This window comes from Paenibacillus paeoniae, assembly GCF_003388735.1.
GTDB classification, from domain to species: Bacteria; Bacillota; Bacilli; order Paenibacillales; family Paenibacillaceae; genus Pristimantibacillus; species Pristimantibacillus paeoniae.
Window position 1 is genome coordinate 25,168 of record NZ_QUBQ01000008.1, and the last position, 20,994, is coordinate 46,161.

Here is a 20,994-nt window from a genome sequence, read left to right on the forward strand (position 1 = left end):
CCCAACAGGAGGCAAATATCAATGGTTAAAGGTGTAAAGGCATTCAAAAAGGGTCTTATCTGTCGTGGTCATCAGTTCAAAGAGGGTGAGACGTTCAGCGTGAACGGTAATCCGAAAGCTTGCAGAAACGGATACCATTTTTGCGAAAATCCGCTGGACACGCTGGAGTACTACCCGTTAATAGATGATAACGGCGACGTATCCGAGTTTGCTGCAGTTGAAGCTCTGGGTGATATCGACCGTGACGGCAATAAAGTAGCTACGAATAAAATCCATATTGGCGCAAAGCTTGGTTTGCCTGGCTTCATCAAAGCATCATTCGATTTCCTGTGGGAGAAGTGCTGGAACGATCCAAATAAGGTTACCCCGTCAGAAGGCGACGCAGACGGTTACGGTGCCCGGCTTGCCAGCAGCGGTGACAGTGCCCGGCTTGCCAGCAGCGGTTACGGTGCCCAGCTTGCCAGCAGCGGTGACAGTGCCCGGCTTGCCAGCAGCGGTGACAGTGCCCAGCTTGCCAGCAGCGGTGACAGTGCCCAGCTTGCCAGCAGCGGTTACGGTGCCCAGCTTGCCAGCAGCGGTTACGGTGCCCAGCTTGCCAGCAGCGGTGACAGTGCCCAGCTTGCCAGCAGCGGTTACGGTGCCCAGCTTGCCAGCAGCGGTTACGGTGCCCAGCTTGCCAGCAGCGGTGACAGTGCCCGGCTTGCCCTAAAAGGCGAATCTTCTGTAGGGGCTGCAATCGGGGTGGATAGCCGTATTCGCGGACAGATCGGCAACTGGATCACTTTAGCGGAGTGGACTTGGAATCGTAATTTGGGACGATACGAACCTGTTTGCGTTAAGTCGGCTCAGATTGATGGTGAAACTCTTAAGCCTGACACATGGTATGAGCTTCGCAATGGTGAGTTTGTGGGGGTGTCTAGCTAATGCCTAAAGGTATCGTGCGTAAGCTTGATGATCTATGCCGTATCGTTGTCCCTCGGGAGATCCAGCGTCAACTCGAATGGATTCCTCAGGATGAAATCGAGATCACGGTCAGCGGACAAGTCGTCTCGCTGCGGCGCTATATGCCAGGTTGCGTCCTTTGCGCGGCGGAGGACAATCTGGCCAAGGTCAACGGGAAAAACCTTTGTCTATCATGCCGTACATCTGCGGCGCGGACGGTAGCAAGGCGATGAGTCGGGTGGATATCTACTTATTGCCTCCGGTCTGCGAGATTTGCGATCAGGAAGTTCATCATCAATCTATTAATAACCAATTCATTTGCACATATTGCGAGGAGGAACTTATTCATGCCAGTTCAAATTAACATTAACGGCGCAGACGCCGCCGAAGCTTTGAAAGAATTATCATCTCTTGCCGCGGGGTTCGGCAGTACAGCTCCAGTGCTAGTTGCACAGGAAGCGAAGCAGGAGGATGCACCGAAGCGTCAGCGTTCCAAGCCTGAGCCGAAGCCGCCGAAAGAAGAACCTGCGTCGGAGCCTGAGAAAGACGACGAACAAGAGCGACAAGAGGACGACCTGGGCTTTGAAGAGGAAGAAGTGCCGACTGATGTTCAGCTGCGTGCTGCATCATTGGAAAAAGCTAAGTCCATCGGCCGTGAGAAGGTCAAAGCGTTGCTGGATAAATACGGCGTGCCGAAAGTTTCGGATATTCCAAACAATAAGCGCTTTGCTTTCCTCAAGGAGCTGGAGGCACTGACTTGACGGCCCATGCTGCTCGCGCTCATTCCTTGTTGGGTGCATCTAAGGCGGCGCAGTGGATCAACTGCCCGCCGAGTGCCCGGCTGCAGGAACATATTCCTGATACCCGCAGCGCGTTCGCTGATGAAGGTACGCTGGCGCATGAGCTCAGTGAGAACAAGCTGGAGCGTAGGCTAATGATATGTAATTCGAAGCAACGGGAGCAGCTCGACAAAGAGCTTGAGAAGATCCAAGCGAATGAGTTTTACGGTCCGGAGATGGAAAAGGCGATTTCGGAGTATTGTGAGATCGTAGAAGAGCGGTATATGGAAGCTCGGGCTCGAACTGCGGACGCAGTGATGCTGCTGGAGGAGCGTCTGGATTTCAGCGAATGGGTGCCGAACGGTTATGGTACAGGCGACGTGGTGCTGATTGCTGATGGCGTGATGGAGATCATTGACCTTAAGTACGGCAAGGGCGTGCCAGTCAGTGCGTTTGATAACTCACAAATGCGGCTATATGCTCTTGGTGCCTGGTCGGCTTATAACTTTCTGTATGACATTCGTGAAATCCGCATGACGATCGTCCAGCCGCGCCTCGACAGTGTCAGCAGTGACACGATGACGGTGGATGAGCTGCTTGCTTGGGCAGAGGATATTGTGATGCCCGCAGCTGCGCTGGCTGACGCTGGCGAAGGTGAACATAAGGCAGGCGAGCACTGCCGCTGGTGCAAGGTGAAGGGAAACTGCCGGGCGCGTGCCGATCAGAACATGGCTGCGCTGGCTTACGAGTTCAAGGAACCGGCGCTGCTTAGTTTGGAAGAAGTAGGCTCGATTCTTACGATTGCCGAACAACTTCAAGCGTGGGCAAAGGATGTCCAAGGATTCGCGTTTGATCAAGCTAAAAGTGGTCAGCGTGTACCTGGCTGGAAGCTGGTCGAGGGCCGCAGCAATCGTGTTATCACGGATAAAGAAGCGGTGAAGGTGAAACTTGAAGCCGCAGCCATAGATTCTGATTACTACCTTAAACCGCAGGAACTGTTAGGAATCGGAGACTTGGAGAAGAAAATCGGCAAGAAGGAGTTAGCTGTGCTGATTGGTGATCTAATCCTTAAGCCTCAGGGCAAGCCTGTGCTCGTTGTAGAGACGGACAAGCGGCCGGAGCTGAATAGCGTGGAAAACGATTTTGATGGAGAAGAATTTGAAACTTAAAACCAAAGGAGAAATGTTCAAATGGCAACTGACAATCAAGCAACTAAAGTAATCACGGGTAAGGTACGTCTTTCATATACGCATGTTTTCGAGCCGCAATCCGTTGATGGTGGCGATGAGAAGTACAGCACAGCTATCCTGATCCCGAAAACGGACAAGGAGACGCTTCGCAAGATCAAGGCAGCTGTTGACGCCGCAAAGGAGCTTGGCAAGAGTAAATGGGGCGGCAAAATCCCGGCCAACTGCAAAACGCCTTTGCGCGATGGAGATGAGGAACGTCCAGACGATGAGGCATATGCCGGTCATTACTTCCTGAATGCCTCTTCTAAGAACAAGCCTGGTATCGCTAAGCCAATCGGCAAAGATTCAAACGGCAAAACCAAGTTCGCAGAGATCACGGACACCACTGAGGTTTACTCCGGGTGCTACGCAAAGGTATCACTCAACTTTTACCCATTCGATGCGAAGGGGAACCGCGGCGTCGCTGCTGGGTTGAACAACATCGTTAAAGTGCAAGACGGAGACTTCCTCGGTGGCCGTACCAGCCTGAATGAGGACTTCTCGGACGAGGATTTTGATACTGACGATATGGGTGAAGACGAAGATTTCTTGAGCTAAGTAGGAGTAAGGGGGTTCGGAAGGGCCCCCTTTTCTGTCTCTAGGAGGGGTAAACGTGACCGTTTTACAGATAGATATCGAGACATTCAGTAGCATCGACTTGAAAGAATGTGGGGTTCATCGATATGTCGAAGCGCCGGATTTCGAGATTCTTCTTTTCGCCTTCGCCTTCGATGATGATCCAGTTCAGGTCGTGGACCTGACCGACTTCCAGGACATTCCGAGAGACGTATTGGACGCCATGCGGGGCGATGTCATCAAGACCGCATGGAACGCAGGATTCGAGCGCACAGCGCTTGCGAAGCAGTTCGACATTGAGTGTCTGCCGAAATACTGGCGCTGCTCTATGGCCCATTCCTTCACACTGGGGCTGCCTGGTTCACTGGATAACGCCTCGAAAGCGCTCGGTCTTGGACCGGAGGCGCTCAAGGACGCTAAGGGTAAGGCACTTATCAAGTATTTCAGCCAGCCATGCAAGGAGACGAAGGTCAACGGCCACAGGAGCCGCAATTTCCCTCATCATGACCCGGAGCGCTGGCAGCAGTACGTCGAGTACAACCGGCAGGACGTGGTCGTAGAGCGTGAAGTGCGGCGTCGCCTGGAGAGATTCCCGGTCCCAAAGCACGAGTGGCGGCTATGGGCGCTCGACCAGAGGATTAATGATTTCGGCATCCGGGTTGATCAGAATTTGATCCAACATGCCATTGTCTGCTCCGACCAGTACACTGATCGCCTATTAATAGAAGCGAAGGAGCTGACCGGAGTAGATAACCCGAACAGCCCCACACAGCTTAAGACGTGGCTGGCCGATCAAGGTATGCAAGTGGATAGCTTGAACAAAGACGTTATGACGGACCTGTTGGCGCTGGCACCAAACGAGGAGACGAAGCGAGTGCTCGAGCTGAGGCAAGAGATGGGTAAAACGTCTGTCAAGAAATATGCTGCCATGCAGCTCGGTACCTGCGACGATGGCCGTGTGCGTGGGATCCTGCAGTATTGCGGGGCGAGCAGGACATGGAGATGGGCCGGGCGGCGAGTACAGATGCACAACCTGCCGCAGAATCACCTGGACGATCTGGAGGCGGCAAGGACTGTGCTGGCTTCCGGTGATTACGAGCTGCTGGAGATGCTTTATGGGGCACCGCCATTTGTACTGTCAGAGCTGATCCGCACCGCGCTCATTCCTACGGAAGGTAGCCGCTTCATTGTTTCCGACTTCTCCGCTATCGAAGCGAGAGTTATAGCGTGGCTTGCGGATGAACAGTGGGTGCTGGACGTCTTCCAGGGGCACGGGAAGATATATGAGGCCACCGCGTCACGTATGTTCGGCATCCCGTTCGATACCATCGTTAAAGGCCACGAGAACTACAAGTACCGCGCATCCGGTAAGGTGGCGACGCTTGCCTGCGGATTCGGCGGCGGTGCAGCAGCGATGGAGAAGATGGACAAAAAGAAGGAAATCGCCTCCAACCAGTACGATCCGCTCGTCAAGCAGTGGCGGGAAGCAAATCCGAAGATCAAGCGGCTATGGTACCGGACGCAAGACGCTGCCATGGAAGCCTTACGAACTAAGGGGACGGTTAAACTGGCACATGGCGTACAGTACCGCTATTCTGGCGGCGTCTTGTTCGCGGATCTCCCAAGCGGCCATAGCCTTGCGTATCCGTCGCCAGAGATCAAGAGGGATCCAAAATTCGAACGTGACGGTTTGACTTTTAAAGCCCCGGACGACTCCGGCAAGATGGTTCGCCAAAGGACTTGGGGAGGAACGCTTGTCGAGAATCTGGTGCAGGCTATCGCTCGCGACTGTCTGGCGGAGAGCTTGCTTCGGTTAGATGCTGCAGGCTTCGCCATACCACTCCATGTACACGATGAGGTGGTGCTGGACGTGCCTGTGGGTATTGGTAGCGTTGATGAAGTAACAGAAATTATGGGCCGACCCATTGATTGGGCGCCAGGTTTGCCGCTCCAGGCTGCTGGCTTTGAATGCCAATTCTATCAAAAGGACTGATATAGATGAGCTTCGCATCTGGAGGTAGGACACGTATACCAATTCGCGACTCGGCAAGAGAGGCGGTTTCCCGAGGAAGCGGCCCGGTCACTTCGTGGAAAATGAGCCCGGAAGAGTTGGAGGATTACCGCGCACGGACGGGACATAAGGCGCCGCGTAATTGGGACGGCGAGAAGATCAGTCCGTCAGTGCAGCAAAGAAGTGTAAGGCCAAATATAGGCTCAGAAGAGCAGACAGAGAGGGAGAAAATGAAACAGACTAAAGAACCGGATAAGCAGAAGTTCTTGGGGCTGATCGCTGCAAGGAAGTCTATAGCTTACGCAGAAAGAGAGCTTGGTGTAAGGCAGAACGGAATGTACTACTGGCTAAAAAAGTGGGACCTCATTGGTATTAATCCAGACAAAGCAAGCGAGCTGCTGGCAAAGTCCGCAGATCCTACGTTGCTACGGTCCACCTCACCAGTAGCGGAAGCAGTCGAGGAAAGGGCAAGAGGGCTTGTCAGCTTTAATGCTCAACAGGAAATCGATCGGCTGGGAAAGTCCATTGCGAAGCTGAAAGAGGAATTGAAGGCTACCCGAGAGCAGGCTTTGGGTTATGAGGGTGAGTTGTCGCGTTGGGCTCAGATCGACAATGAGAAGACGCTGCAGCTCACAGAGCTGGCCGAGGAACGGGACAACTGGAAGGCGGTTGCTGAGAACCGGAAAGAGGAAATTATGGAGCTGTCAGAGTTTCTGGGAGAAGCCAAGCGGCGCATTCGTGAGATTGAGGTGACCGGCATCTACCAGATTCCGAAAGAGTTCGCCATTGCCCATGACATGGTGAACAGCCCAAGCCACTACACACAGGGCGGCATCGAGACTATCGAATTTATCCGTGCCAAGCTGACGCCGGAAGAGTTTGCAGGCTACTGCAAGGGAAACGTCTTGAAGTACGTAGCGCGGGCGACGCATAAAGGCGGCATCGAGGATCTGCGCAAAGCTGGCAAGTATATCGAGTTCGCTACAGGAGGTGAGCGGTAATGTTTAAATCTATCAATGAATTGGTGAAGGAAGCCCATAGTAATGCCGTAGCAAAAGGCTGGTGGGAAGAGGATCGTAGCTTTGGCGAACTGATCGCACTGATGCACAGTGAGCTGTCCGAGGCACTGGAGGACTATCGAGACGGTAAGCCTATTGACCGGAATTGGTACGAGAAGAACGGTGTTCGGGACAATATCCAGCATGCCAGTGACTGGAAGCCTTGCGGTGTACCATCTGAGCTGGCCGATGTTCTCATCCGGGTGTTTGATGCATGCGGGCGTCATGGTATCGACCTGGAGGCAGCTATCACAGAAAAGATGGCTTTTAATGCAACACGGCCGCAACGTCATGGCGGGAAAGTCATATGATCGGCATTATTCTTTCAATTTATATCCTAATTGGGGCTGCCACTGCGCGGTGGCTTCATAAGGACTATATCCGTATAGCTGCAGAAATTGAAGCCGAAAAGCCTCTCTGTCCAGAAGACGAGGACGCGGCACGGGATGCCGATGTGGTGCAGCGAATGACTGGCGGCAGAATTGTTTCGCTTACCTATGCAATGCTTATGCTGTTCTGGTTGCCAGGGATGGTATGGGCTCTGATTGATAGGAGTGATGATTCGTGAACCCCTATGATTTCTACATCACGCCGGAGGAGTACGCGCAGGCAGCCGAAGTAGGGATAAGTGCATTCAGCCTTGAACGCCGGATCCGATTGCTAGGATGGTCAAAACAGCGTGCGATGACTATGCCGATGCGAACGCAAAAACCGCGAGGATATTACGATGAGTGGGCAAAAACCGCGCAGCAGAACGGAATTAAGTATGAATCATTTATGACTCGTATTCGTCAAGGGTGGACTCCAGAGCGAGCGGCCACAAAGTCACTCCAATCTGCAGATGAAGCCCGGAGACTTGCTCTAAGGGCAACTGATCATGTTCGAGTTCATCCAGAAAAGTATCTTCGGTTAGCTGAGCAAAACGGGATCCCATATGCAACATTTCATCGCCGCGTTAAGGTATCCAAATGGAATTATGAACGCGCAGCAACAGAGCCGATTTGGACACGGCAGCAAATTGGAAGGCTGGGAGCTCAGCGGCTAAGGAAGCGTGAGGGGGGCTAGGCTTCTCAGATATTCGGTAACGGGAGGAAATATGGAGCGAGCAAGCGCGGTACGTTGCATCAGTAAATTGCTTGATACTCAATGTTCTGGCTGTCAAAAGCGCGATGAACTGATAAAGCAATACGGCAGTACATTTTCTCGAATCGATGGATATTGCAATAAAAATTGCCCGATAGGTCAGGATCTCCAGTCATTAGGGGGCCTGCTAAGGAGGGATTACACTGCGAAGACTCATTTACGTAGCAGGAGTGAATCGCAAGCATCTGGCTGCAGCAACTCAGTCGGTTCCAGCGTGGCTATTGTCGGCAACGTTGCTCCGCAAGTATCCGGGGTGGGTTGAACAGTACATGACTCGGCATCGTGCTGTCAGATGGGATCCCGGCACATTTTCAAATGATGCAATCAGCTACCGGAGTTACCGCGACTATATCCACCAGCACGCAAAACCGTGGCATGACTATCTTCAATATGACGAGATCGGAGACCCGGAAGCTACAGCATGGTATCTGCAAGATATGCGAAGACGCGGGATGCACCCTATACCAATCCTGCAAGGCAACGCGTTTCATCTACTCCATTCAGAACGTCATATTGCTATAGGTGGACTGGTAGGAATGCCAGAGGCGCGGCGAGTTGATTATTTAGACGAAGTGTTCTACGAGCATAAGCCAGTCGGACGTATCCACCTATTGGGAATGGTGCAACACAAATGGTTTTCGCCTTATACAGCCGTTGAGGGAGACAATACGAGTTGGATACCGCGTGACGAATGGAACCGACGTAAAACGATTGCCGAATGGCTCGCAGAATACGGCGAACAGTGGGTACCTTTTCAACCTCGTGAAATGTTTCAAATGAAATTTTTTGCATAATGCAGAGACAGACGATATTTATCAATTGAGGTGACAGTATGAGAGCACTCACAGCATTGGAGAAGGTCGCCAGTGAAGCGGCGCGCAAGCGAGTGAATAAGGTTTTTGGCGCCAAGCGGACGGAGATCGGGGTGCAACTGAGGAAACTACCGATTACAGCTGAACGGAGACGCAAAGAGCTTTGGGCTCAGTGCGAATCGGTTCGAGATATTAAAGGTTTGCCTGTGAAGTTGCGTGTGAATGACGTGGAGATCGTAGTCAATTACGAGTTGTATCGGCGGATGATGCGGACGCTGAAAGGCCGGAGATGGTGCGCTTTCATTACCGTTACGCCAATTACTGGTGCACGGGCACTGATTATTGACCATAAAGATTGGCACAGCTCGAGTAATGGAACAATTACGTTCAATGAACTGCCGCAGTATCAACGAGACTTATTATCGGATTTACCCATTATTGAATCGACAGAGTAGGTGACAAAGATGCACGAACTGGATATAAGCCTTGGCAAGCACCGTGCCGACGCGAACTGGAAGCCGGAATACTGGTCATGGGATGAGCTGATTGAGCGGCTGCGGAAGGTGCGGCGGACGCCGGAGAACATGGCGCAGTACGACAAGATGAGTGTACCAGATAAGGGGAAGGCGAAGGACGGGCCCTCGTTTGTTGGGGGGCTTGTCCGGGGTGGTCGTCGGAAGAAGGAGAGCATCGATACGCGGAGCTTGATTACATTGGACGCTGACTTCGCGGATGATGGATTTCTTTTCGCGGTGGAGCTTATCTTGGGTGGCCTGGCATACGCGATCTACTCAACACATAGCCACAGGCCGAATAAGCCTAAATACCGTCTCATCGTACCGACTGATCGCTCCATGCTGCCGGACGAGTACGCTGCTGTTTGCCGCAAGCTGGCTGACCAGATCGGCATCACGTACTTTGACCGCACCACGTTCGATGTGCATCGCCTCATGTACTTCCCAAGCTGTAGCAAGGACGCTGAGCCAGTATTGGAAGTAGGCGAGGGTGGAGGGCTTGGCGTGGATGACATGCTGGGGCTATACGATAACTGGCAGGACGTCATGCAGTGGCCGCGGCACCCAGATGAAGAGAAGGCTGTTCAGCGGATCGGGCAGCGTGCGCAGGACCCAAGAGAGAAGCACGGCACCATTGGACTGTTATGTCGGGCATACAACATTGAGGAGGGGATCGACACGTTTCTCTCCGATATCTACAGCACCGGCACGATGCCTAACCGCTATACCTACACACGCGGCTCGAGCGCAAACGGGCTGGAGATTTACCCGGATCAGGATCTCGCATTCTCGCATCAGGACAGTGACCCTGTGGCAGATGGTCGGACATACAACTTGTTCGACCTCATCCGGGTCCATAAATTCAACCATCTGGATGAGCGCGTAAAGGACCATACACCGGACGCTAAGAAGCCAAGTCACCTCGCCATGGAGCACTGGGCGACTGCACTGCCAGAGGTCAAAAAGCTGGCGTTCGCAGAGCGGCAGGCGGACTTTTCGGAGATGGCCGATACATTCGATGAGGACTCCAGCGAAGACGAAGAGGATGACACCTGGCAAGAGAAACTAGAGGTTCATCACAAGTCCGGCGCGGTGTTGCCGACTGCCGGAAACGTGGAGCTGCTGCTTTCCCATGGCGCATGGCGTAACGTGCTTGCCTATGACGCGTTTGGTAATTCGGAGGTTATCCGGCGGGTGCTACCCTGGCGAGGGTTAGAACGTTCCCGGCGATCGTATGAGCCGTGGCTAGGCGCCGACGATAAGCGACTGCAGCATTGGTTTGATAAAATTCACGGCATTGGGTCCGCGAAAACCATTTCCAACGCTTTTACAGAAGTGGTCCATCGTAATACCTTTCATCCAATCAAGACTTATATAGAAGAAACACGTTGGGACGGTGTGCCGAGGGCTGAGCATTTGTTTACCGTTTACCTGGGCGCGGCCGACTCGCACTACGTTCGTCAGGTGACCCGGAAAATGCTACTGGCTGCCGTTATGCGACTCTTTCAACCTGGTTGCAAGTTCGATCAAATGCTTGTTCTTGTTGGCCCCCAAGGAGCTGGCAAGAGTTCGTTGCTGGCTAAGCTGGGCAAGGAGTGGTTCAGTGATTCACTGCGGACGTTTGAAAATAAGGAAGCTGGGGAGCATCTACAGAGCGGCTGGATATTCGAAATAGGCGAGTTATCGGCCATGAAGAAGACAGAAGTCGAGGAGGTCAAGGCGTTTTTGTCCAAGACGGAAGACCGTTATCGGGTTGCTTATGATCGCCAGGTTTCGGAGTTTCCGCGCAAGTGTGTTTTCTTCGGGACAACGAACACCCGTGGATTCCTGAGGGATATGACAGGAAACCGCCGCTTTTGGCCTGTAGAGGTATTTCCGGATCGGGCGGAACTGAGTCACTGGGACCATCTAACGGAGGAGGTCGTGAGCCAAATCTGGGCGGAGGTATTGAGCTGGTATAAGGCGGGGGAATCCTTACAGCTTGATGACGAGGCCCGCATGGAAGCTGAGCGACAACAAGCTGCACATATGGAGAGTGATCCGCGAGAGGGACTTATCCAGGAGTGGCTGGAGTCCGAGGAGCTTGACGAGTTGGACAGGCCGACAGGGGAGGTCCGACAGCGTGTATGTGCAGCCCAGATATGGGTGGAGTGTCTCAGTAAAAGAAAAGGCGACATGAAGCCTTGGGAAGCGAAAGAGATATGCGATATCTTACGTCGCATTCCAGACTGGACCGAGCGAAACGGGCGCGCCAAAGTACCGGGATATGGACTACAAACCGTTTTTATTCGTATCGAGTAAGGTATCAGTAACTGGTATCAGTAAGGTAACAGTAAACGGTTTACTGTTACCTCTCAAGTATCAGTAGTAACAGTGGCGTAACAGTAAAAAATTGATCACTGTTACGGAGCAAACCTGGACAGTATAAGGGTTTGAGGGATGCTGTAACAGTAGTAACAGTAAATTTCCTATTAAGTATAAAGTAGTAATTTAACTATATATAGCGGCACCCCTATATATAGTTAACATGCACATATAAACGCATACGCGTATAGAGTGTGACAACTGTTACACGAGATTGGAGGTTGAAATGAGAGAGTCAACACTGGAACGTAAACTGGTCCGCGAGGTGAAATCTATCGGAGGTCTGGCGCCGAAGTGGACGAGCCCGGGTAATCGAGGCGTACCGGACAGGTTGGTGATTCTGCCGAACGGTCAGACCATTTACGTCGAGATGAAGGCACCAGGAAAACCGCTTGAGCCGCTGCAGCGGAAATGGCAGAAGGATCTTCTGGCGCTGGGGCACCGACATTACAAAATCGATAGTGAAGCCGACATTGATCGGTTTATACAGGAGGTGATGCCGAAATGAAGTTCATCCCGCACCAGTATCAAGAATATGCAACCTCCCGCATACTGGACACGCCGTACATCGGCCTGTTCTTGGAGATGGGCTTAGGTTAGCAAAACGGTATCGACGTTGACAGCCGTTGACAAGCTGTTGAACGACTATTTTGAAGCAGGCAGAGTGCTGGTCATCGCACCCCTTCGGGTGGCTGACGACACGTGGGCCCGAGAGATTCATAAATGGGATCATCTGTCTCATCTTCGCATCAGCAAGGTGTTAGGTAGTGCAGACCAGCGCCGTAAATCACTGAAAGCTGATGCGGATATTTGGATCATCAACCGTGAAAATGTGGAATGGCTTGTAGGAGAGTATGGAAGTCAATGGCCGTTTGATACGGTTGTCATTGACGAAGTATCCAGCTTTAAGAATCACCAGTCTAAACGCTTCAAGGCATTACGCCGTGTCAGACCTTTTATCAAGCGCCTTGTTGGATTGACTGGCACGCCAGCACCAAATAGCTTGATGGACCTGTGGGCGCCTGTGTACTTACTTGATCAGGGTGAGCGACTAGGGAAGACAATAGCAGGTTACCGTGAGCGCTACTTTGTGCCAGGTGCCAGTAGTGGACATGTTGTCTATGACTGGAAAGCGAAGAAAGAAGCAGAGGAACGGGTTTACGAAGCGATCAGCGATATAGCCGTGAGCATGAAAGCCGAGGATTGGCTGGAGCTTCCTGAGCGGATTGACCGGAACGTGCCAGTTAAACTGTCACCAAAGGCCGGCGAACTTTATAAAAAGCTGGAGAAGGAGCTTTTGATCGAATACGCGGACGCCGATGTGGTCGCGCAGACAGCTGCTGTCCTGAGCAACAAGCTGCTGCAGATGGCATCCGGGGCCGTGTATGACGAAGAACGTGGTGTAAAGGAGATCCATGATGCCAAGTTGGATGCACTGGAGGACATCCTAGAGGCAGCAAATGGCAATCCTGTAATGGTGTTTTATAACTTCAAGCACAGTTTAGCACGCATTCAGAAACGATTCCCTCAAGCCCGCATATTGCGAAAGGGCAAGGATGGCAACGAGGATATCCGAGCTTGGAACAATGACGAGATCCCGCTGCTGTTGCTTCACCCGAAGTCAGCTGGGCATGGTCTGAACCTACAGGAGTCAAGCTGTCGGACGGTTGTCTGGTTCGACCAAATCTGGAGTTTGGAGGAGGACCAGCAGGCTAATGCCCGCGTGTACAGGCAAGGTGTCCGACACAATATTATCATCCTGCGTCTAGTAGCCGAAGGGACTATGGACGAAGATGCCGTTGCGGCTCTTGAACGAAAGGCATCAGGACAGGAAGCGCTTATGCAGGCAGTTAAAGCAAGGATTGAGAAGGTTATAGCGGCATAAAAAAAAGATAACTATAGACGTTAAAAACATTATTTACTATAATTACTAAAAATGACTGAGAGAGGGTGGCAGCATGACAGAACAACAAGTAATAGAGCAGTTGAGCCGATATCGCCAGATAAAAGCCCGTATACTGGTCCTGAGCACATATAATGTCGGCGCAGGAATTACAGTAAGTCGGCTGAATCAAGATGACCAGCTACAGGATCTGCACCGCAGGCTTCGTGGTCTGCCAAGCTATATGTATTTGACCGAGCGAGAGCAGCGTCTTGAGACGACAGCGCATGCATACTTGACCAGGTATCCGGCAGGAGTCAAGAGTCAGCAGAGAGCGATTCCGGCAAAAGGGGCCGATGCGGAGGACGACAAGCTGCTGCAGGAACTGCGGTACAAAATTCAAAAGGTGATTGAGGCTAGGGGGTATGACGTTCGCAGCGATCTGGATGAGGTGTTGAACCGGGTTGCCGAATTGCAGGAGCTATTGGACGAAGTTAACCGCATTGATACAGTGCTAGAGGCACTGGAGAAGTATAAGCCGGAATATGCAAAATTGCTGCGATTGAGATACGTGGAAGGTAAGCAGACTTTTGAGGTTGCATCGGAGCTGCACATCGTTCGCCAGACTCTTTATCGCTGGGAGCCTAAAGCTATTAAAGCGTATATCAAATTGGCGGTGTAAATTTTGGAGCGACATTATTGCGACATAATTGAGAACAAAAGCCCTGTCAACCCGTGTTATTATGATAGTGTCGAGCGAAATGCAAGCACGACCAATACGATATGAGTCGATCTGTAGTTGCTGACACGTCGACGTGATGAGTCGTCCAGAGATGGGCGACTTCTTCTATTTTCCGAGAGGAGCGAAATCTATGAACATAGCCCATCAAGATCAACTGGTTGAAGCAATCAAAGACTTAGCTTTCTTGACGCGAACGCACTACGATAATTTAATCAAGGCGGGTTTTACGCCTAGCGAAGCCTTGCAGTTAACAATTGCATTTCAACGTGATTCTATAAGCAAGTAATATTCTTGATTGGAGAGAGGGGCTATGAAACTTGAAAGAGAAATACGGCTAGACCGACACGCTTATGAGCGGTATTGCCAGCGAGTAGAGGCGATCGGATGGCAAGAGCTTGAAGGACTTATTGCAAAGCTGTTGCGCAACTTCGGTTATCGCCACAAAGATGGATATGTACAGATTGGCGGAATCTGGTGGCGAGGCAAAGTTACTTACGAGACCGTTAAGCTATATACATGTTACGGCAAGACGCACATTGATGTTCCCGAAGCGATTCGGTGGGCTGAGAGGATGAACGATAGATTAAGACTGTGAGGTGAGAGCTATGGCGTTGAATGCCAAACAACAGAAATTTGCAGACGAGTACCTGATTGACCTCAACGCCACGCAAGCGGCGATCCGAGCAGGTTACAGTGTGAAGACAGCTAAAGAGCAAGGAGCAAGGCTGTTGACGAATGCTAACATTCGCGGATACGTCGACGCGAGGATGGCTGAGCATTCAAGACGAACAGGAGTCAACCAAGAACGTATTATCCGGGAATTGGCACGTGTTGCCTTTTTGGATCCTACAAAGTTGGTCAATATGGGCGATGCTACAGTATTTGAGGATGCCTCAGAGGACGACACAGCCGCGATAGCAAGCGTCAAGGTTAAAGAGGTCTCCGGCGACGTTGACAGCATAGAACGCGAAGTGCGTTTCGCCGACAAGCTCAAAGCGTTAGAGCTGCTTGGCAAGCGTTTCGGCATGTGGATTGACAAGCAGCAGGTCCATAACGTTGAGGGGCCTGTCCAGATCGTTGACGATGTGCCGAAGGAGTCGAATAGCGGATGACAGCGGTTAGGCTAACGGAGCTGATCGCACCGAGCTTCTATGGCGTCCACCAGGCTATCAAGTCAGATGCAGCGACACATTTCCTGCTTAGCGGTGGCCGGGGCTCAACTAAGTCATCTTTTACGCCGACTGAGATCATCCTGGGCATGGTGCAGGATCCTGACGCAAATGCTATTGCGCTGCGTAAGGTCAAGGAGACATTGCGGGAGTCAGTCTATGAGTCCTTTGTATGGGCCATCGACAAGCTTAAGCTATCGCACGTGTTTGATTGTCGCGTATCGCCCATGCAGATCATCTATAAGCCTACAGGCCAAAAGATCATATTCCGAGGTGCTGATAACCCGATCAAGATTAAGTCTTTGCGACTCCGCAAGGGCTTTTTTAAATACGTTTGGTACGAAGAGGCTGACGAGTTTGGTATCGAGGATATACGGTCCATTAATCAGACGTTGTTGCGAGGCGGAGATGGATATAAGGTGTTCTACTCGTACAACCCTCCAAAGAGCCGTAAACGGTGGGTGCATGATTACAAGAAGAACCCGCCAGAAAGCTGGTATGCGCATCATACCGACTATCGCAGTGTACCGCGAGAGTGGTTGGGTGAACAGTTTTTCATTGAGGCCAAAAGCCTGGAGCAGCGTAATGAATTGGCCTATCGTCATGAGTATCTTGGTGAGGATGTAGGTACTGGCGGCGAGGTGTTCCGTAATTTGACGCTGCGGGCAATAAGTGATGAGGAAATAGCGGCGTTTGACCGGACTAAGCGCGGTCTTGACTTTGGCTTTGCGGCTCACCCATCTCATTACGGCGTTATGCACTTCGACAAGACACGGAAACGCCTATTCATTTTTTATGAGTTGCATAAAGCAGGGATGGGCAATGGCGCTCTCGCAACAGCCATCAAGGTTGAGAATAAGTCCAATCGAACAGTGACAGCGGATAGTGCGGAGCCGAGGACCATCAGTGAGTTGCGTAATCATGGGTTGAATATCATCGGGGCCAAAAAAGGCCCGGACAGCGTCGATCATGGCATGAAGTACCTGGAAGACTTGGACGAGATCATTATTGATCCGGTCCGCTGTCCGAATACGGCTCGGGAGTTTGATGGCTATGAGCTTGCACCTGACGGCAACGGAGGCTGGAAGGCTGGCTATCCAGATAAGGACAATCACTCCATAGACGCGGTGCGTTATGCGCTAGAGGACGATATGAGAAACGCGAAAGTTAAGGTAGGCGATAAGAGCCGATTGGGGGTGAGGTAAACAGATGGCGATTATACGAGACAGAGCATTTATGCCAGATCCAAATGAAGTCTCATTGGAGTTGTTAGCAAGCTGCGTGAAGGAACACCAAACAGGAATTGCACGAATGGAAAAGCTGGACGAGTACTATCGTGGCAAGCATGAGATTCTTAAGCGTCCGGAGAGCACCACAGGGCTGCCTAATAACAAGCTTGTTGCTAACCATGCCAAGTACATTACTGACATAGCGGTGGGGTACGTGCTGGGCAACAGCGTAAAGTATGACGGCAAGCAGATCGAGCCAGTCACCGACCTATACAAGACGCTGGACATCAGCAGTCACGATTCGGAGATTGGCAAGGATTTGTCTATTTACGGCATCGGACGTGAGCTTTATTACTTTAGCAGCGACGAGGTTCCGATTCCGAAGTTGACGTGCATAGATCCTCGTAAACTCTTTTTGGTCGTTGACGATAGTGTTGAGTACAAGTCTTTGTTTGGCGTCCATTACTACCCGCAAACGGACATTGACGGCAAAGCTGATGGGTTTAAAGTCATCGTTTACACGGCCAACAACACGATTGAGTACAACACCAAGTCACTTACAAATGCAGGTGACTATGTACAAGTGAGCGTCAAACCACACTATTGGGACGCTGTGCCGGTCGTGGAGTTCTGGAACAACGAGGAGCAGATGGGGGACTTCGAGGGTGTAATAACGTTAATTGATGCTTATAATACGCTTGCTTCGGATCGGGTAAATGATAAGGAGCAACTTGTTGATGCGATTCTAAAGGTCAAGGGTATGTCTCTTGGCGACGATAAGGCAGAAGCTAGCAAAACCATTCAGCTGCTTAAAGAGTTAAAGGTGCTTGAGATGCCATCGCAGGACGCGGATGCTGAGTGGCTGATCAAACAGCTGAACGAGCAACAGGTCGAAGTGCTTCGGAACGCGATCAAATCAGACATTCATGAGTTTTCCATGGTTCCCGATCTGACCGACGAAAACTTTGCGTCTAATGCATCGGGAGTCGCCATGAAGTATAAGCTATTTGGCTTGGAGCAGTTGGCCGTTACGAAGGAACGCTACTTTAAACAGGGCTTGAGAGAACGCCTAGCGATGTTTGGTAGAGCGCTCCATATCAAAGGCCAAAAGGTTGATACTGCCGATGCCAAAATCACGATGACCCGCAATCTGCCGGCGAATGACCTGGAGATTGCGCAGTTGATCAACTTGCTTATCGATAGAGTAAGTGATGAGACATTGATAAGCCTGCTGTCATTTGTCGAGGATCCAGCAGAAGAGATTAAAAAGGTCAGACAGCAGCGAGAGGAAGCAATGAAGCTGCAGCAACAAGCATTCGGCATGTCAATGGGTGAACAAGACGATCCGGATGACGAGGATGTAGACGATGGCGCGTCCGAGTAACGCCTATTGGGATCGGCGAGCTCAGCAGCGAATGGCCCGTTATCATCGGGGCTCTGACAGCGTCATTGCGCAGATCAGCACGGCCTACGACAAAGGCCAGGTCAATATCGAGGCATCCATAGACAGGATCCTCGGCAAGTTTGCCCGAGAGGGCGGCATGACGGTAGAGGAAGCAACCAAGCTGTTGAACGAACCAATCAGTCGCAGAGAATGGGCTGCCATCAAGGCTCAATATGCCAAGGTCCGGGACCCAGATATACGGCGGCAACTCCTTGCCCGCTTAAATGCCCCTGCCTACGCTGCTCGCATTACCCGTCAACAGGCGTTGCAAGCTGACATGTACGTTCAGAGCAAACTTATTGCAGACGCTGAGCTTGCGCTTAGTACGCATGGCTATGTTAACACGATTAACGAGGCCTATTATCGGACCATGTTTGATATGCAGCGCGGCACAGGGCTAGGATTTGACTTTGCTCGCATACCGACCAAGACCATCCAGACTATCCTTAAGCGGCCATGGAGTGGTCAGCACTATAGTAATCGGATATGGGGTAATACGGACGTACTGGCTGCTATGTTGTCTGAGGTTGTGACGGGTGGGCTTAAGAGTGGAGCCAGCTTACAAGCTATGCGTAAGGAGATCGAGGAGCGGCTGGATGTTGGCAAGCATGCTGCTAACCGGTTGCTTCGGACGGAAACGACTTACATGGCTAATGCGGCCGAGATGGAGAGCTACGAGGAGGCTGAGATTGAGCGTTATCAGTTTGTGGCGACTCTCGATAATCGGACGTCTGAACAATGCCAGGCACAGGACCTTAAGATTTACAATGTCAAGGATGCCAAGCCTAACGTCAATATGCCTCCTATGCATCCATACTGCAGATCAACGACCATTGCTGTGATCGGTGTCAAAGAAGAGTCAAATTTGATGCGTCGTGCGCGAGATCCGGTGACAGGCAAGACATCTCTTGTGCCAGCAAGTATGCCTTATCCAGAATGGTACAAACATTACGTTGAAAGAGCTGCTTAATAGCAGTTCTTTTTCTTTTGTCCTGCCAAATGACTATAAACTGGGTAAAAAATGAACCTTGCGGGCATTGAACGTGAGGGGCAAAGGGGCTATTAAACCAATGACCAGATACAGAAAGTATGCACTTCCACTAAACCTGCAGTTATTCGCAGACCCGCCAGCGGATCCCCCGGCTGACCCGCCTGCAGATCCTCCTATCTCATTCGATGATTTGCTAAAGGACAAGGCACATCAGAGTGAGTTTGACAAGAGGATTGCCAAGGCGCTAGAGACGGCTAAGACGAAGTGGGATGCCGAATCTGCTGCGAAACTGGAAGAGGCAAAGACGGAGGCAGGGAAACTTGCCAAGATGAATGCAGATCAGAAAGCGGAGTACGAACGGCAGCAACGAGAGACAAAGCTGAGCGAACGTGAGGCAGAGATTACCCGCCGTGAGCTGAGAGCCCAAGCTCTTGAGACGTTGGCCGAAAAGGGGCTACCGAAGCAGCTTGCTGATCTGTTGGATTACACGGATGCAGACAAGACCAATGCCAGCATTGCGGCGGCAGAAACGGCATTTCGCGCAGCCGTCGAGGCTGGAGTCAATGAGCGCCTTAAAGGTGAACCACCTAAAGCTGGCAACAAAGGTCCAGGCACGTCTAGTGTCGGAGAAAACTTCGCTAAAGCGGCAAATGACAGCGGTAAAGCCCCCGCTGCTGCTTTGAATCCATGGGCGCAGTAATGAAAGGAGTAGTTAAACATGCCATTTGTAACGAATAGCGTAAAAGTTGAACAAATCAATTTCTTGGCAAGCGCCAAGTTTACGTCCTTTACGTACCAAGTCAGCGATGCGGGCGTAACGGCTAACGCGCAGGGTCGTAAGATTGTACCTGCTGGGAGCATTTATCCTAAAAACGATGAAACTGCTGTCGGCATCCTATTGACGGATGTAGACGTGACGGAGGGGCCACAGCCGGGCTCAGTCCTAGTTGACGCTTGGATCTTGGAGGCAAGATTGCCGGTTGCTCCTGCAGCAACCGCTAAAACTGCCATGAAAGCAATCAAATTTAAACAGGTCGTTTAAGAGCGAACCGAAGGAGGTAATCGAATAATGCCCAACATTCTAGAATTATTCAAACAGCCCGAAGTGCTGACCTATCAATTAAATCGTCAATACCCACCGATGCTTGGGGAGACTTTGTTTCCGGAAGTAAAACGCGAATCTTTGGAGTTTGACATGATCATGGGGGCGCGTAGGATCCCTGTCGTTGCATCCGTACACGCGTTTGATACTGAGGCCGAAATCGGAAGCCGTGAAGCCAGCAAGCAGGCAATGGAACTGGCCCTAATTAAGCGTAAGTTGCCTTTGAGCGAGAAGGAAATTGTTGCTCTTGAAAACCCTCGCACACCTGCTGAACAACAGTATTTGATGGCTAACGTTTACAACGACATCGATACGCTGACCATCGGAGTTAAAGCACGTGCGGAAGTAATGCGCATGGAAGCAGCGGCTAATGGAACGATCACACTGGATGAAAACGGTTTGAACGCAACAATCGACTATCATGTTCCGGCTAACCACAAAGAGGTGTTGTCCGGGACAGACATTTGGACAGACCCAAACAGTGACCCGATTACAATGATTCAAGACTGGGTAACGACATTGGGATCAAATCCGCAACGCGTATTGACTTCTGGCCCCATCCTTATGGCGCTGCTTCGTCACCCTAAAGTCATCAGTGCGCTGTATGGTATCGGTTCCGGCCGCATTGTTACGAAAGGTGATCTCAACGCGTGGCTAGTATCAGCTGGCCTTCCTGCGATTGCGACTTATGACAACCAGTACCGCAAGCAAAAGGCTGACGGCACCTATGAGCTTAAGCGGTATTTCCCACAAGACAAATTTGTGTTACTCCCAGATGGGCCTCTTGGCGAAACCATCTACGGACCTACAGCCGAAGAAATTCGTCTGATGCGTGACCCGTCCATTGATATTACAAAAGTAGGAAATATCTTGGCAATGGTCTATGAAGAAAACCTTGACCCAGTATCCACATGGACGAAAGCTGTTGCAACGGCACTGCCAAGCTTCCCGACTGCCGGCGAAGTGTTCCAGGCAAAAGTTATCTAATAACACTATCTGAGAGGGG

25 protein-coding genes and 1 pseudogene are annotated in these 20,994 nt (G+C 51.4%); all 26 read left to right on the plus strand.

Translation table 11 applies throughout. The annotated features are described in order from the left end of the window. The first annotated feature begins 21 nt into the window (after positions 1 to 21). The 26 genes and pseudogenes from DX130_RS24435 to DX130_RS24555 all read left to right on the plus strand — a co-directional run bounded on the left by DX130_RS24435 (position 22) and on the right by DX130_RS24555 (position 20,975). Positions 22 to 924 carry a DUF7666 domain-containing protein gene (locus DX130_RS24435; protein WP_116049847.1) on the plus strand — a complete coding sequence of 301 codons (903 nt, stop codon included), beginning with the start codon at positions 22 to 24 and terminating at the stop codon, positions 922 to 924. Next, the gene (locus DX130_RS26640) at positions 924 to 1,175 is read left to right on the plus strand and encodes an AbrB/MazE/SpoVT family DNA-binding domain-containing protein (RefSeq protein ID WP_165861443.1); all 252 of its coding nucleotides are present in this window, start codon (positions 924 to 926) and stop codon (positions 1,173 to 1,175) included. The genes DX130_RS24435 and DX130_RS26640 overlap by 1 nt, the downstream gene beginning before the upstream one ends. Before the next feature lie 114 nt (positions 1,176 to 1,289). Then, positions 1,290 to 1,703, plus strand: coding sequence for a hypothetical protein (locus tag DX130_RS24445; protein WP_116049851.1), 414 nt, complete (start codon positions 1,290 to 1,292; stop codon positions 1,701 to 1,703). Continuing rightward, complete coding sequence (locus DX130_RS24450; RefSeq protein ID WP_116049852.1) at positions 1,700 to 2,890, plus strand: DUF2800 domain-containing protein; 1,191 nt, start codon at positions 1,700 to 1,702, stop codon at positions 2,888 to 2,890. Before DX130_RS24445 ends, DX130_RS24450 begins: the two co-directional genes overlap by 4 nt. Before the next feature lie 21 nt (positions 2,891 to 2,911). Then, complete coding sequence (locus DX130_RS24455; protein WP_116049854.1) at positions 2,912 to 3,508, plus strand: DUF2815 family protein; 597 nt, start codon at positions 2,912 to 2,914, stop codon at positions 3,506 to 3,508. A gap of 55 nt (positions 3,509 to 3,563) precedes the next feature. Beyond that, entirely contained in the window at positions 3,564 to 5,519 is a 1,956-nt protein-coding gene (locus DX130_RS24460; protein ID WP_116049856.1) for a DNA polymerase, read from the plus strand. A gap of 5 nt (positions 5,520 to 5,524) precedes the next feature. Then, complete coding sequence (locus DX130_RS27150) at positions 5,525 to 6,538, plus strand: DUF3310 domain-containing protein (protein WP_240644692.1); 1,014 nt, start codon at positions 5,525 to 5,527, stop codon at positions 6,536 to 6,538. Next, positions 6,538 to 6,906 carry a nucleoside triphosphate pyrophosphohydrolase family protein gene (locus DX130_RS24470; protein ID WP_116049858.1) on the plus strand — a complete coding sequence of 123 codons (369 nt, stop codon included), beginning with the start codon at positions 6,538 to 6,540 and terminating at the stop codon, positions 6,904 to 6,906. Before DX130_RS27150 ends, DX130_RS24470 begins: the two co-directional genes overlap by 1 nt. After that, on the plus strand, positions 6,903 to 7,163 hold the full coding sequence (locus DX130_RS24475; protein WP_116049860.1) for a hypothetical protein: 261 nt from the start codon (positions 6,903 to 6,905) through the stop codon (positions 7,161 to 7,163). The genes DX130_RS24470 and DX130_RS24475 overlap by 4 nt, the downstream gene beginning before the upstream one ends. After that, positions 7,160 to 7,660, plus strand: coding sequence for a hypothetical protein (locus tag DX130_RS24480; RefSeq protein ID WP_116049862.1), 501 nt, complete (start codon positions 7,160 to 7,162; stop codon positions 7,658 to 7,660). Before DX130_RS24475 ends, DX130_RS24480 begins: the two co-directional genes overlap by 4 nt. A 31-nt stretch (positions 7,661 to 7,691) precedes the next feature. Then, the gene (locus DX130_RS27500) at positions 7,692 to 8,000 is read left to right on the plus strand and encodes a zinc-finger domain-containing protein (protein WP_116049863.1); all 309 of its coding nucleotides are present in this window, start codon (positions 7,692 to 7,694) and stop codon (positions 7,998 to 8,000) included. 7 nt (positions 8,001 to 8,007) lie between these two features. Further along, entirely contained in the window at positions 8,008 to 8,532 is a 525-nt protein-coding gene (locus DX130_RS24490) for a hypothetical protein (protein ID WP_240644693.1), read from the plus strand. Between the two features lie 38 nt (positions 8,533 to 8,570). Further along, positions 8,571 to 9,005: a hypothetical protein gene (locus DX130_RS24495; protein WP_116049865.1), complete on the plus strand. Its 435-nt coding sequence runs from the start codon at positions 8,571 to 8,573 to the stop codon at positions 9,003 to 9,005. A 9-nt stretch (positions 9,006 to 9,014) separates the two neighbouring features. Then, positions 9,015 to 11,366 (plus strand): virulence-associated E family protein, encoded by a 2,352-nt coding sequence (locus DX130_RS24500; protein WP_116049866.1) that lies wholly within the window; start codon positions 9,015 to 9,017, stop codon positions 11,364 to 11,366. A gap of 289 nt (positions 11,367 to 11,655) precedes the next feature. Then, entirely contained in the window at positions 11,656 to 11,937 is a 282-nt protein-coding gene (locus tag DX130_RS24505; protein ID WP_116049868.1) for a VRR-NUC domain-containing protein, read from the plus strand. Continuing rightward, positions 11,934 to 13,314, plus strand: a pseudogene (locus tag DX130_RS24510) (DEAD/DEAH box helicase). The gene DX130_RS24505 and the pseudogene DX130_RS24510 overlap by 4 nt, the downstream one beginning before the upstream one ends. Before the next feature lie 73 nt (positions 13,315 to 13,387). Continuing rightward, positions 13,388 to 13,993, plus strand: a complete 606-nt coding sequence (locus tag DX130_RS24515) for an ECF-type sigma factor (RefSeq protein WP_116049870.1) — start codon at positions 13,388 to 13,390, stop codon at positions 13,991 to 13,993. A 190-nt stretch (positions 13,994 to 14,183) separates the two neighbouring features. Continuing rightward, a complete protein-coding gene (locus DX130_RS26645; protein WP_165861446.1) occupies positions 14,184 to 14,339 on the plus strand; it encodes a hypothetical protein in 156 nt (51 codons plus the stop codon). 24 nt (positions 14,340 to 14,363) lie between these two features. Continuing rightward, positions 14,364 to 14,648: a hypothetical protein gene (locus DX130_RS24520; protein WP_116049871.1), complete on the plus strand. Its 285-nt coding sequence runs from the start codon at positions 14,364 to 14,366 to the stop codon at positions 14,646 to 14,648. 10 nt (positions 14,649 to 14,658) lie between these two features. Continuing rightward, complete coding sequence (locus DX130_RS24525) at positions 14,659 to 15,165, plus strand: terminase small subunit (RefSeq protein ID WP_116049873.1); 507 nt, start codon at positions 14,659 to 14,661, stop codon at positions 15,163 to 15,165. Continuing rightward, positions 15,162 to 16,427 carry a PBSX family phage terminase large subunit gene (locus DX130_RS24530; RefSeq protein WP_116049875.1) on the plus strand — a complete coding sequence of 422 codons (1,266 nt, stop codon included), beginning with the start codon at positions 15,162 to 15,164 and terminating at the stop codon, positions 16,425 to 16,427. The genes DX130_RS24525 and DX130_RS24530 overlap by 4 nt, the downstream gene beginning before the upstream one ends. 4 nt (positions 16,428 to 16,431) lie before the next feature. Continuing rightward, positions 16,432 to 17,835 carry a phage portal protein gene (locus DX130_RS24535; RefSeq protein WP_116049876.1) on the plus strand — a complete coding sequence of 468 codons (1,404 nt, stop codon included), beginning with the start codon at positions 16,432 to 16,434 and terminating at the stop codon, positions 17,833 to 17,835. Then, positions 17,819 to 18,865 carry a minor capsid protein gene (locus DX130_RS24540; protein WP_116049878.1) on the plus strand — a complete coding sequence of 349 codons (1,047 nt, stop codon included), beginning with the start codon at positions 17,819 to 17,821 and terminating at the stop codon, positions 18,863 to 18,865. The genes DX130_RS24535 and DX130_RS24540 overlap by 17 nt, the downstream gene beginning before the upstream one ends. A gap of 100 nt (positions 18,866 to 18,965) precedes the next feature. Next, the gene (locus DX130_RS24545) at positions 18,966 to 19,586 is read left to right on the plus strand and encodes a DUF4355 domain-containing protein (protein WP_116049880.1); all 621 of its coding nucleotides are present in this window, start codon (positions 18,966 to 18,968) and stop codon (positions 19,584 to 19,586) included. A gap of 18 nt (positions 19,587 to 19,604) precedes the next feature. Continuing rightward, positions 19,605 to 19,928, plus strand: coding sequence for a hypothetical protein (locus DX130_RS24550; protein WP_116049881.1), 324 nt, complete (start codon positions 19,605 to 19,607; stop codon positions 19,926 to 19,928). A gap of 27 nt (positions 19,929 to 19,955) precedes the next feature. Further along, entirely contained in the window at positions 19,956 to 20,975 is a 1,020-nt protein-coding gene (locus tag DX130_RS24555; RefSeq protein ID WP_116049883.1) for a major capsid protein, read from the plus strand. Positions 20,976 to 20,994: the final 19 nt, after the last annotated feature.